Here is a 12734-nt window from a genome sequence, read left to right as displayed (position 1 = left end):
TGCGTCGAGTGCTGGAGCAGAGCCGGAGCCGGCCGGCTACCAGAGTGGGCGCAATGGCGGCGGCGAGTCGCCGGCCAGCTGCCGGACCAGCCGACTCAGCTCGGTGCGCAGCTCGGCCAGTCGGTCGGCACCGATTCCGGCGGCCAGTTCCGCCTCCAGGGTGTGCAGCACCCGGCCGGCGACCTGGAGGTGTTCCTCGGCGCGCCCGGTCAGTACGACCAGCCGGCGCCGCCCGCCGCCGGGATGCGGCTCGCGACGCAGGTAACCACGCCGCTCCAGGTCGTCGACGATCTGACCGGCGGCCTGCTTGGTCACGCCGAGCCGATCCGCCAGCTCGGTGCCGGTGGCGCCACCGCCCCGGAGCGCCTGGAACACCAGACCGTGCACCGGGCGCAGGTCCGGGTAGCCGGCCTCGGCCACCCGCCGGACGAACTCGGCGAGCACCAGTTGGAAGCCCATCCCGAGCAGGAAGGTCAGCTCGGTGCGGGCCAGCGGGTCGTCGGTCACAGCTCATCTTGACACACCTGAATCAAGTTGCTTTACTCAGCCCGACAAGCAAGTAAAGCTGCTTTATTCAACAGGAGGATCTGCATGATCGTGGTGACCGAGAGCGAGAGCCGGACGATCCGAACCCCCGCCGCCGTGATGTCCGGGCTCGCCGCACCCAGTCAGGGCAGTGCCGAGCTGGCCACCTGGCGGGTCCGGATGGCCCCGGACACCGCCGGGCCGGCACACGCCGTCGACCGGGAACAGGTCTGGATGCCGGTGGCCGGGTCGTTCGCCGTCACGGTGGACGGCCAGACCCGGGTGGTCGGCGCGGGGCAGGCGGCGATCCTGCCCGGCGGGGTGGTCCGGCAGTTCCGTTCCGGACCGGCGGCGAGCCCGCCGAGGCGCTGGTCTGCATGCCGGTCGGCGGCACCGCCACCGTCCCGGACAGCCCGGAACCCCGGGAACTGCCCTGGGCCCGCTGAACGAAGCTCGACAGCATCCGGGCAGCGGCGGCGGTCAGCCGGCCGCGACCACCGGGACAGGTCGGGGCGGTCGGCTGGCGAGGTCGACCACCCGGGCGGTACCGACCGGGGCGTCCAGCGGCACGGTCGTGCTCGCCACCCGGGCCGAGTTCGGCACCGCCTCGGTCGGGCCGGGGGCGCGTTCCCGGACCCAGACGAGCAGGCCCAACTGCTCGCCGTCGCGCCGCTGCTCGATCCGGTCGATGCCGTCGGCCAGCGCCGACATCCCGACCCGCAGCCGCAGCTCCCGGTCGGCCGGGCGGGGGCCGCGCTCCAGGGCGAGACTCAGCGCCGGAACCAGCCGGGGCGTGGCCGGCCCGCCGCCCGGGTCGGCACCGGCGCACGCCGCCGGTGCCGCCACCACGGTCGAGAGCACGACCATGGCGGCGACCCGGCGGCGTACTGAGCGCATCAGCTCAGGTTACGCACCGCAGCGTAGAGGTTCGACACCCCGTCACCGAAGTACGGCCCGTAGATCTGGGTCAGGTCGTTGCCGACGTGGTAGCTGTTCACGCTTATCGTGTAGCCCGAGTCGCCGTTGAAGTCGGCCAACCAGGCGCCACCACTGCCGCCACCCTGGATGGTGCAGGCCAGCTTCAAGTCATCGGGGCGCGACGTCGGGCCGTCACAGGTGATCAGGTCCTCACCGTCGTACGGGGAGTTCAGCGGGAACCCGAAGTGCCACACCGACGGGGTGGCCGGCCCGTTGATCCGGATGCCCTGGCTCCCGGTGACGTCGGCGAGCCGGCGCCCCGCGTTCAGGTGCATCACCGCCACCCCGACGTCGTACGCCCGGTCGCCGTTGTTGATCCAGCCGTTGAGCGACCAGAGTTCCCGGGCGACCCAGGTGCCGAGCGGACGGTCACCGTAGTAGTAGTCCGGGATGAAGGTCCAGTTGGTGTTCTGCCAGCCGCCGCCCGGACCGCCGTGCACGCAGTGCCCGGCGGTGAAGACGGTGTTCCGGGCCTCGGTGCTGACCACCACACCCGAGCAGTGCCAGAGCCCTCCGTTGTGCTGGTAGAGCACCTTGCCGTTGGTCAACGACACGAAGTCGTGCCGCCACGGCCAGGAGGTGCCGGTGGCACCCGCCATGACGGACGCGTCGCCGCGAGCCGCCTTGGTCGGGCCGGTGTCGGACTTCCCCGCGCGGCCCGTCACGGCGACGCGCGGCGGCAGTCCGGCCACGACTGTCTCGCCGAGTACCGAACTCTGCGCGGTCTTGCGGAGTTCGGCGACCGAGACTCCGTTGTCGGCCGGCCTGGCCGCGGCGATCCGCTCCTTCGTCCAGAACCGGGCGAGGGCGGCCTCCGGAGTGCTGCCCAGTGCGGCCGCCTCGGGGCTGAGCATGACCTTGGCCGAGCTGACCCCGGCCGGATCGGCGGCGGGTGCGGCCGAGGCGCCCGCCACCGTCAGCGTCGACGACAACAGTGTGGCGGCCAGGGTGACGATCGTCGCGGTGGTGGTCCGAAGAGATGGTCGTAGTCGCATGGATGTCCCATCTGATGCGAGGCAATTCAGGACCGGCTCTCGAGTGCCGCACCGAAGATATCGAAGGACGTTCATATTGTTCTGTCGCCTGGACGGCAGTGTCTGAAAACTCCCCGGGGTGGGTGGTCCTATTTCGGGGCAGGCGGGGATTTGGCTCCGGCACTATTGCCGCCACGCGACACGATCGCCACGCTGCTGGACGCGGATGAAGGTCGTCGATGCGAGGGCCGCCCCACCGGGTGGTGCCGGCGGCCACCGCACCCCGCGCCCGCCGACCGGCGACGCCCGGGTGGATCAGATCCCTGACCCTGGGAGGACACGTGAACCGACGTCTGCTCCGCTGGCTCACCGGCGCCCTGCTGGCCGCCGCCGCCAGCCTGGTCGTACCCGCCGGGGGCCCCCGGCCGGGGCCGGACAACCCGACCCGGCGGCAGCCGGTCGCCCCGCCCCGGCCGGACGCCAGTCCTCCGGCTCGACCGAGAACTTCCCGCCCGGGACGTTCGCCGCGCCGGACATCCCGCTGGCGGGCGTACGGGCGCATCTGACCCAGTTCCAGTCCATCGCGACGACCAACGGCGGCAACCGCGCACACGGCCGCCCCGGCTACCTCGCCTCGGTCAACTACGTGCGGGGCCAGCTCGACGCCGTCGGCTACCGCACCACGGTGCAGTCGTTCACCTACAACGGCGCCACCGGCTACAACCTGATCGCCGACTGGCCGGGCGGCGACCCCGACGACGTACTGGTGACCGGGGCGCACCTGGACAGCGTGGCCGCCGGGCCGGGCATCAACGACAACGCCTCCGGGTCGGCGGCGATCCTGGAGGTGGCGCTGGCGGTCGCCCGTACCGGGCTGGCACCGCGAAGGCAGCCGCGGTTCGCCTGGTGGGGCGCGGAGGAGGCGGGACTGCGCGGCTCGCAGTACTACGTCAACAGCCTGTCGACCGCCGACCGGGACCGGATCGCCGGTTACCTGAACTTCGACATGGTCGGCTCGCCGAACGCCGGCTACTTCGTCTACGACGGGGACAACTCCGACGGTGTCGGCTCCGGCCCCGGACCCGCCGGCTCGGCGCAGATCGAGCAGACCATCCAGGCGTACTTCAGCTCGATCGGGGTGCCGACCCGGGGCACCGACTTCGACGGCCGCAGCGACTACGGGCCGTTCATCCGGGTGGGGATCCCGGCCGGCGGCACCTTCACCGGTGCCGAGGGGGTCAAGTCGAGCAGCCAGGCCGCGCTCTGGGGCGGCACGGCGGGCACCGCCTTCGACCCGTGTTACCACCGGGCCTGCGACACCATCGGCAACATCGACGACACCGCGCTGGACCGGAACGCCGACGCGATCGGCTACGCCGTCTGGACGCTGGCCGGGACCCCGGCACCGCCGGGCAGCACCGTGTACGAGGACACCTTCGAGACGGCGACCGGCTGGACCGTCGACCCGGCGGGCAGCGACACGGCGACCGCCGGCCGGTGGAGCCGGGCCGATCCGGCGGCCACCAGTTCGGGGGTGGCCACCCAGCTCGGCACGACCGTCAGCGGCAGCTTCGACCTGGTCACCGGCCCGCTCGCCGGTAGCACCGCAGGTGAGCACGATGTGGACGGCGGAGTGACGAGCATCGGGTCGCCGCCGGTCAGCCTGCCGGCCGACGGCACGCTGACGTTGGAGTTCGCCTGGTACCTGGCGCACCTCAGCAATGCCAGCAGTGCCGACTACCTGCGGGTGCGAATGGTCGGCGGCAGCACCCGCACGCTGCTCGAGGTGGTCGGCGCGGCCAGCAACCGGGCCGCCGCCTGGCAGACCGCCAGCGCGGACGTCTCGGCGTTCGCCGGCCAGAGCGTCCGGATCGTGGTCGAGGCGGCCGACGCCGGCGGCGCGAGTCTGGTCGAGGCGGCAGTGGACGACCTGCGGATCACCCGCAGCTGAACCGACCTGCGCACCGCCCGTAGCTGAACCGACCTGCGGATCACCCGCGGCGGTTCGACCCGCGGCTGCACCGGGCGGCGCTGGCCCGCTCGCCTCAGGGCTTGCGGGCCACGCCGCCGTAGGCGTCGATGTGCTCGGCGTCGGAGTCGTCCGGGCACCACCGTGGTGATCCGCACCAGGCCGAGCACGCCCATGAACATCACCGCCACCGGCTGCCGGAAGTCGAGCGACTCCGCCGCCTCGTCGAGGATCCTCGCGGGGTCGTGGTGGTCGGCGTGCACGTACGTGGTCACCGTGGACCGACCACCGGGAGCGGCGGGCGATCCCGGGCCAGGGTTACCTCGGCCGCGGCAATCCGCCGCCGAACCGGCCGGGACGGCCGCAGTCTCGACGGTACGTAGCCGGCGCCGCCCCACCTGCGTGCGCACCGCCCCGACCTGCCGGTACGACGGGAGTAGCCATGTCCACCGCCTGCACCGCCACCACGCCGCCACTGGAGATCCTCGCCACCGCACTTGCCGCGCTCCGGGGCCGGATGGAGGCGGTGAGCCTCGCCATCCACCGCCGACCGGAGCTGAAGTTCGGCGAGTTCCACGCCCACGAGCTGCTGACCGGATGGCTCGCCGAGTCGGGGTTCACGGTCCGCACGCCACCGGGCGGGATGGCGACGGCGTTCGTGGCCGTGCACGAGGGCAGCCGCCCCGGACCGTACGTCGCCATCCTCGCCGAGTACGACGCGCTGCCCGGCGTCGGACACGGCTGCGGGCACAACCTGATCGCGGCCGGTGCCGCAGCGGCGGCGATCGGACTCGTCCGGGTGCTGCCCGACCATCCGGGCACCCTCGCCGTGTTCGGGACTCCGGCCGAGGAGATGGGCGGAGCCGGCAAGGTACGGCTGGCCGAGGCCGGCGTCTTCGACGGCGTCGACGTGGCACTGATGTTCCATCCGGGGGACCGTTCGCTGACCGCCCGCCCCGGCCTGGCCGCCGCACACCTGCGGATCGCCTTCGCCGGGACCAGCGCGCACGCCTCGATCTCCCCGTGGCTGGGCCGCAGCGCACTCGCCGGTGCCCAGCTGTTCCTCCAGGCGGTCGACGCGATGCGCCAGTTCGTGCCGCCAACGGTCCGGCTGCACGGGATCGTCTCGGACGGCGGGGCGGCCCCGAACGTCGTGCCGGCGTACGCCGCGGTGGACCTGTACGTCCGGGACCGCACGAGGACCTCCGTCGAGGCGCTGGTCGAACGGGTCCGGGACGCCGCCCAGGGCGCCGCGCTCGCCACCGGAACCGCGGCGGTGGTCCGGGAGACCGGCCCCACGTACGCCGAGCGCCGCAACAACACCGTGCTCGCCGAACGGTTCGGGGCGGCGGTAGGCGCCCTCGGGGTCGAGATCCAGTCCGGTGACCCGGACAGCCCGGCCGGCTCCTCGGACATCGGCAACCTCTCGCTGCTGCTGCCGGTCATCCACCCGTACGTCCAGATCGCCGAGACCGGTACGCCGAGCCACTCGGCGGCGATGCGCGAGGCCGCCGCCACACCCTTCGCGCACGACCGTACCCAGGTCGCGGCGACCGGACTGGCCCGGGTGGCCGCCGAGCTGCTCACCGGACCCGAGCTGCTGGCGGCGGCACGGGCGGAGTTCGCCGCCCAGGCCGAGACGCGGCCCTGACCGGTCGCCGACCCTACACTCACGGTCATGGCGGTGGTGGTCCTGCTGGCCGGGGTGGGCCCCGACCGGTTTTCCGTCGCCGTGTCACCGCTGGCGGAGCTGGCCGCGAGCCTGCACGTGCTGACCGGTCACCTGCACCACCCCGAGCACGCGTCCTGGGCGGCCGACGTCTCCCGGACCGCACCGCCGGCCTTCCGGGCCGGGCTCTCGCGGTTCGCACCGCTGTGGACGGCCCTGCGCTGGCGGGCCTTCTATCCGGGGCTCGACCCGACCACCACCGGCCCGGACAGCACGGCCGGTGCCGGCCCGGGCGTGACAGTCAGTGCCGGCCCGGGCGTGACGGCCGGCCCGGGGCTCCGTGTCCGTCGCCCCGGGCTCGGCAGCTGTGCACCGGTGGCCGGCCTGCGACGGCTTTCGCTGCGCCGGTTCGCCGAACTCACCGCGTTCACCTGCGCCAGCGGCTACCACGGCTTCGACTTCGGTCGGGTACTGCACGACCCGGCGCAGGCCGACGCGCTGCGACAGGCCGCGTCCCGGCTGCCGGAGCCGCACCTGGACCTCGCCGAGGAGCTGCTGCGCGACCCGGCGGCGCTCCGCGACGACCTGCTGGACTTCCTCGACCTGTGCGGCCGGGTCTACTTCGACGACCTCTGGGCCGAGACCGAGCCCGTGCTGGCCAGGGCCGCGCACCGGCTGCGGCAGCGGCTGGCCGACGAGGGGCCGGCGGCGGCGCTGGTCGGGCTCAGTCCGTCGACCGCGCGCCTGGTAACCGCGTCGTCGGGGCCGGCCCGGGTCGTCTTCGACAAGGTGCACCACGCGGTGATCAGCCCGTCCCGGACGCCGGTGCTGCTCATGCCGACCCGGTACGGTGCCCCGCATCTGCTGGTGAAGAACGAGCCGGGGCTGCCGCCGGTGGTGCACTTCCCGGTGGCGGCCCCGGACGTCGGCGTCACCCTGGCCCGCAGCCGCCTGCTGGCGCTCACCGACCCGCGCCGGGTACGCCTGTGCCGGCTGATCGCCCGGCAGTCGATGACCACCGCCGACCTGGCCGACCGGTTGTCGATGACCCGGCCGCAGGTCTCCCGGCACCTGCGGGTGCTCCGCGACCTGGCGCTGGTACGGGTCGAACGACACGGCCGCTACGTGCTCTACGGACTCGACCTGGCGGCGGTGGAGCGCATCGGCCGGGAGGTGGCGACGGCGTTGCAGTACTGAGACACCCGGGCCTGCATCGACGACCCACTTCTACCGAACGTGACGATACTCACGGGCGTCCCCCAGGTCAGGGCTGAGACGCCAACCCTCTGACTACTCTGTGGAACCGGTGAGCGGCAAGATCACCACATCGGCAGCATTTCCGGGGGGAAGCACCAGCATGACCGGTACCGCCACACGCTCCTGGCAGGGCATGACGATCCCGGCGCCCGGCACGTACCTGCTCGATCCCGCGCACAAGCGGGTCGGCTTCGTCGCCCGACACATGATGGTCAGCCCGGTAGGCGGCGAGTTCGGCGAGGCGACCGCGCAGATCGTCGTCGAGCCGGACCCGCTGGACTCCTCGGTGACCGCGACGATCCGGGCGGCCAGTATCAGCACCGGCAGCGCCAACCGGGACGCGCACCTGAGCAGCGCCGACTTCCTCGACGTGGTCCGGCATCCCACGCTGGAGTACCGCAGTACCGGCATCAGGTGGCAGCCCGACCCGAACGAGTCGATCTTCTACTGGGCCCGGTTGCGCAGCCAGCGCCCCGGTCGACGCGGCGAGGTCGCCGTGCCGGAGCGGGCCGGGAAGACGTCGGGCCGGTTCGTCCTGACCGGAGAGCTGACCGTCAAGGGCGTCACCCGACCGGTCGACCTCCAGGTCGAGTTCGGCGGCGCCCGACGCGACCCGTACGGCCAGGACATCTTCGGGTTCAGCGCGACCGCCGAGATCGAGCGGGAGGACTACGGGCTGGTCTGGAACGTTGCACTGGAGAGCGGCGGCGTACTGGTCGGCAGGAGCGTACGGATCGAGATCGCCGGCGAGGCGGTCCGGCAGCCCTGACCGACCGGGCACGGGCCGGACCCGCGACGGAGGGATCCGCCGCGGGCCCGTACCCGGGTGGGTGGGTCGGGTCAGTTCGGGGCGTGTACCCCGGTGGCGTTCCAGTCGCGGGTGGCACCACGGACGTACATGGTCGACGACTGGTTGCCGGAGAAGTACTGCCGGATCGAGCCGGCGAACGGCGTACTGGAGGCGTTGCGGCCGTACACGTCGGTGTGGACCGTTGTCGAGCCGCTGTTCTGCACCTGGAAGGTGCCCGGCCGGAACTCCCGCAGGGTGCCCTTGAACGGCGAGCGGGTGTCGTCCCAGGGGATGTTCTGGCCGGCCTGCCGGGCCTGGTTGCAGTAGTCCCCGCCGGCAAGGTTGGTGTAGCACAGGTCGATGATCCGGCCCAGGCTGTTCGGCTTGGTCGGATCGTAGTAGCGCGACGGGTTCACCACGTAGAACAGCGGTGCGAGCCGGAAGTTCAGCCCGCTGCCCGTCACCGAGTGGTCGGAGAACCAGAAGTCGTCCATGTCGGAGACGGTGAACGGCACCGGGCTCGGATAGAGCGGGTCGTAGTGCGTACGACCCTCGCGGATCGCCTGCACACAGCCCGGCTCGGTGATCAGCCGGCCCAGCGACCGGGTGTCCGACGGCGAGTCTCCCGGCACCGGCGGCGCCACGTTGATGAACGCGCCGCCGAAGCCCGGGCATTCGCTCGGGCTGAAGCCGCCGGCCCGGCCGAGCGGGATCATCGCGCTGTAGCGGGCCTCGGTGACCTGGCCACCGTTGCTCGCGGTGCAGCGCTGGTTGAAGAGCAACTCGTGGACGTTGTTGCTGAACGCGTCCGGCGAGTGGGTGCCCTGGTGGAACTTGAGCAGGGTGTCACAGACCGCGATCGTGGTGCCCTGCGGCGGGAAGAAGCTGCTGCCGTTGTCACCCTGGATCACGTTGGTGTTGTTGACGGCCAGCACCTTGTGCCCGACGTGGTCCTCGTGCCGGTGACTGTGCTCGGGCATGTTGTCCAGCATCACCTCGCTGGTGTAGCCGAACGCCGGCCAGCCGACGGTGCTGTACAGGTCGGACGGCCGGGGGTCGTCACCGTGCTCGTGGCCGAAGTAGCAGCCACTGGAGTCCCGGGTCGGGTGCCAGGTCGGGTAGACCTTGCCGTCGGGGCCGTACGTCCAGTAACGGGCGTGGATCTCGACGGAGCACTCGCCGGACCTCGGCAGGTATCCCTTCTCGTTGGCGGTCGCGATCAACTGGTACGCCCGGCTCAGCTGGGCGCCGGCCGGCGGCACGGCGGTGCCCCAGGTCGGGTTGCCGGGCGGCGCGGTGGTCGGCGGCGCGGTGGGCTGCGTCGTCGGCTGGGACGTCGGTCCGGTCGTGGGGTTGGGGCCCGGAGCTCCGGTGCAGGTGGTGCCGTTCACGGCGAAGCTGGTCGGCGCCGGATTGCTGCCGTTCCATGATCCGTTGAAGCCGAAGGAGACGCTCGCTCCGGTGGCGATGCTGCCGTTGTAGCTGGCGTTCCTGGCGCTGATCTGGCTGCCGCTCTGCGTCACGGTGGCGTTCCAGGCCTGGGTGACCCGCTGGCCCGCCTCGTAGCTCCAGGTCAACGTCCAGGAGCTGACCGGGTCACCGACGTTGGTGACGGTGACCGCCGCGGTGAAGCCGCCTGACCACTGCGAGCCGACCGTGTAGGTGACGCCGCAGCCCGCGGCTGCGGCCGCGGGCCCGGCGAGGGTGACAGCCGCGCCGCTGGCGACGACCACGGCTGCCACGGTCACGGCTGACCACAACCGGGACCGGGGACGATGTAAGTGCATTGCTGGTCCTCCGAACGATGGTGGGTTGATCGACAGAGAACGTGGCCCCCGGCAAACGCTTGCCGGACAGCGGGGACCAGGGCTGCTCACCCGGTGGCGGGCACAAGCCGCACGGCCGCCGGAGCGGCCGGGCGGACCCCGGCGGGGCGCCGACGTCGCCATCGATTGATTGGTATCTATGTTAAGGGCGAGTTTACGACTGTCAACGCCGACCGCTCCAGCCCCCCGAACAGGTCCGCGGAACCGCCGGAACCATTGGTCTTTACCAGCGGGGTGGGCGTTTACCGGTGCGTTCGGCGGGAACGGCTACCGCCATGGACGTTCGGATGGGTGCCGGTGATCGGGCCGACCGGGCCGGCGGGGTCGACCGGGCCGGCGGGGTCGACCGGGCCGGCGGGGTCGACCGGTGACGCCCGCGCAGGGTGGCACCGGCTCGGGCCTGCGGGTGGTGGTGGTCGGCGCGACAGGCAACGTCGGGACGAGTGTCGTCGAGGCCCTCGGCCAGGACCCGGCGGTCGGCACCATCGTCGGGGTTTCCCGGCGCCCGCCCCGATGGCGGGCGCCGAAGACCGAGTGGGCCGAGGCGGACATCGTCTCCGCCGACCTCGTCGAGATCTTCGACGGCGCCGACGTCGTGGTACACCTCGCCTGGCTCTTCCAGCCCACGCACCGACCGCTGACCACCTGGCGGGTCAATGCCGTCGGCGGGCGGCGGGTATTCGCCGCCGCGGCCCGGGCCGGCGTGCCGGCGCTGGTCTACGCCTCGTCGGTCGGGGCGTACTCGCCTGGGCCGAAGGACCGGCCGGTGGACGAGAACTGGCCGACCGACGGCTGGCCGATCGCCGGATACACCAGGGAGAAGGCGTACCTGGAGCGGGTGCTCGACGCCTTCGAGCAGCGCAATCCACAGATGCGGGTGGTACGGCTGCGGCCCGGCTTCATCTTCAAGCGGGAGTCGGCGAGCCAGCAGCGTCGGCTCTTCACCGGCCCGCTGCTGCCGGGTCGGCTGGTGCGGCCCGGGACCGTACCGGTGCTCCCCGACCTGCCGGGGTTGCGGTTCCAGGCCCTGCACTCGACGGACGCCGCCGAGGCGTACCGGCTGGCGGTGCTACGTGACGTGCGCGGGGCGTTCAACGTGGCCGCCGAGCCGGTCGTCGACGGGCGGCTGCTCGCCGAGGTCCTGCGGGCCCGCCGGGTACGCCTGCCGGTCGGCCCGGTCCGGGCCGCCCTCGCCCTGGCCTGGCACCTGCACCTGGTGCCCGCCTCCCCGCACCTGTTCGACGCGGTGCTCCGGGTGCCGATCATGGACACCACCCGGGCCAGGACGGAACTGGGCTGGACACCCCGGCACACCGCCCGGGAGGCGATCGAGGAGTTCCTGCACGGCCTGCGGGACGCCGGTGGGATGCCGACGGCACCGTTGACGCCCCGACTGCGCGGCGGCCGGTTCGCCGAGGCCGCCACCGGCGTGGGCGAGCGCCCGTGAGCCGCCACCTCCGGCATCGACGGGAGCGCGGAGCGCTCCGGTCTCAGACCCGGGTGACCCGGACGGCGTCGGCGACGACGTAACCGGTCCCGCTGGTCCACCGGCTCACCCCCACCCGGTCGCCGTCACCGGCTGCCAGTGGGAAGACGCCGAGCGACACCCACCGGCCACCGGTGAGCCGCTGGTTCACCCGTACCGTCTGGGTGCCGCCGGTGGTGGCGACGACGAACGGGGTCGAGTCGTTGTACCCGGCGTCGGCCGGGTACCAGACCGAGACCTCGTAGCTGGCGGTGGCCGGGACGTTCACCCGGAACCAGGCGACGTCGCTGGCCAGCACCGGGTCGGCGAAGCGGTAGTCGGCGCCGTACCGCTGGGTGGAGTAGGACGACGTTCCCCAGTTGGCGCTGGCGGCGAACCGGCCGGCGGTGCCGTTGTCGACGACGCTGCTCCACACCGGCGGCGGGTCGCCTCCGCCGTCGGCCGAGACGTCGAGGTAGTTGCGGTCGATCCGGATCTGCACGCCGCCCCAGGTCTCGTAGACGTCGCCGGCGTACTGGTGCAGCCGCTGTGAGTCCGCCCAGTACGCCGCCGGGGCGTACGGGCCGGCGTCGGTGTCCGCCACCCCGTTCCACCAGGCGAACCAGATGTGGTCCACCCGGCTGTACGCGGGATCGTCGTAGGCGCTGGCCACGTCGGCGATGCCGGACGAGCCGCTGGAGTACATCCCGGCAAGGTAGCCGAGCGCGTGCAGCCGGTCGGTCCAGCCGGAGAGGTACGACAGCACCGCGGCCCTGCAGGACGGGTTCGACGGGTAGTGCTCGATGTCGTTGTAGATGGCGCTGCCGGCCGGGATGCCGAGCGCCTGGGCCGCGTTCACGGCGCCGGTCGCGGCGGTCGCGCCCTGGGACCGCGCCGTCGCCCGGTCGGTGGAGATCAGCAGGGTGTAGCGGGTGGAGCAGGGTGCCTGCCGGCCGAGTTCGATCGGGATCAGCCGCCAGCCGTTCGTGGTCTGGTTGGTCACCCAGCTCGCGGTGAGGTTCGGCTGTGCGCAGGAGCGGTTGGCCCCGCTGATGTAGATCCCGACCGCCCGGTACGGCGAACTGGCCCGCCAGGCGTTCATGGTGGACTGGGCCGGGGCGGTGCAGGTGTCGAAGCCCCGGCCGAGGAAGGTGCCGGGCTGTGGGCCGGCCGCGGCCAGCGGGGCGGCCGGTGCGGCGGGTCGGGTCCACGCCGGGATCGCGGACGGCGACAGCGGCACCGCCTCCGGGCCGAGGCTCGCGGTGTCGAGGATCCGCCGGA

Annotated in this window: 9 protein-coding genes and 2 pseudogenes; 5 read left to right on the top strand and 6 right to left on the bottom strand. The window is 72.6% G+C overall.

Features of this window, described 5'->3' with window-relative positions:
- Positions 1-36 precede the first annotated feature (36 nt).
- The 3 genes from O7626_RS13520 to O7626_RS13510 form a co-directional block, all read right to left on the bottom strand.
- Positions 37-507 carry a MarR family transcriptional regulator gene (locus O7626_RS13520; RefSeq protein ID WP_278061518.1) on the bottom strand — a complete coding sequence of 157 codons (471 nt, stop codon included), beginning with the start codon at positions 505-507 and terminating at the stop codon, positions 37-39.
- A 498-nt stretch (positions 508-1005) separates the two neighbouring features.
- Positions 1006-1422: a hypothetical protein gene (locus O7626_RS13515; protein ID WP_278061517.1), complete on the bottom strand. Its 417-nt coding sequence runs from the start codon at positions 1420-1422 to the stop codon at positions 1006-1008.
- A complete protein-coding gene (locus tag O7626_RS13510; protein ID WP_278061516.1) occupies positions 1422-2498 on the bottom strand; it encodes a hypothetical protein in 1077 nt (358 codons plus the stop codon). The genes O7626_RS13515 and O7626_RS13510 overlap by 1 nt, the downstream gene beginning before the upstream one ends.
- A gap of 205 nt (positions 2499-2703) precedes the next feature.
- Here O7626_RS13510 and O7626_RS13505 point away from each other — a divergent pair, with 205 nt between their 5' ends.
- A complete protein-coding gene (locus tag O7626_RS13505; protein ID WP_347404785.1) occupies positions 2704-4428 on the top strand; it encodes a M28 family metallopeptidase in 1725 nt (574 codons plus the stop codon).
- 230 nt (positions 4429-4658) lie between these two features.
- Here O7626_RS13505 and O7626_RS13500 read toward each other — a convergent pair.
- Positions 4659-4709 (bottom strand): annotated as a pseudogene (locus O7626_RS13500) (hypothetical protein); the annotation flags it as partial.
- Positions 4710-4888: 179 nt separating this feature from the next.
- Between O7626_RS13500 and O7626_RS13495 the strand changes: the two are divergent.
- From O7626_RS13495 to O7626_RS13485, 3 genes are all read left to right on the top strand, one after another.
- Complete coding sequence (locus tag O7626_RS13495) at positions 4889-6097, top strand: M20 family metallopeptidase (protein WP_278061515.1); 1209 nt, start codon at positions 4889-4891, stop codon at positions 6095-6097.
- Positions 6098-6124: 27 nt separating this feature from the next.
- The gene (locus tag O7626_RS13490) at positions 6125-7312 is read left to right on the top strand and encodes a DUF5937 family protein (RefSeq protein WP_278061514.1); all 1188 of its coding nucleotides are present in this window, start codon (positions 6125-6127) and stop codon (positions 7310-7312) included.
- Between the two features lie 160 nt (positions 7313-7472).
- Entirely contained in the window at positions 7473-8141 is a 669-nt protein-coding gene (locus O7626_RS13485; protein WP_278061513.1) for a YceI family protein, read from the top strand.
- Positions 8142-8212: 71 nt separating this feature from the next.
- Here the strand turns inward: O7626_RS13485 and O7626_RS13480 are convergent, their stop codons facing one another.
- Complete coding sequence (locus O7626_RS13480) at positions 8213-9910, bottom strand: cellulose-binding domain-containing protein (RefSeq protein ID WP_278061512.1); 1698 nt, start codon at positions 9908-9910, stop codon at positions 8213-8215.
- Positions 9911-10355: 445 nt separating this feature from the next.
- Here O7626_RS13480 and O7626_RS13475 point away from each other — a divergent pair, with 445 nt between their 5' ends.
- On the top strand, positions 10356-11435 hold the full coding sequence (locus tag O7626_RS13475) for an NAD-dependent epimerase/dehydratase family protein (RefSeq protein WP_278061511.1): 1080 nt from the start codon (positions 10356-10358) through the stop codon (positions 11433-11435).
- Positions 11436-11478: 43 nt separating this feature from the next.
- Here the strand turns inward: O7626_RS13475 and O7626_RS13470 are convergent.
- A pseudogene (locus tag O7626_RS13470) lies at positions 11479-12657 on the bottom strand (glycoside hydrolase domain-containing protein); the annotation flags it as partial.
- Between the last annotated feature and the right edge of the window lie 77 nt (positions 12658-12734).

Source organism: Micromonospora sp. WMMD1102 (genome assembly GCF_029626265.1).
Lineage (GTDB): Bacteria > Actinomycetota > Actinomycetes > Mycobacteriales > Micromonosporaceae > Plantactinospora.
The sequence above is the reverse complement of the archived record's forward strand: the minus strand, read 5'-3'. Positions and strand labels throughout refer to the sequence as shown.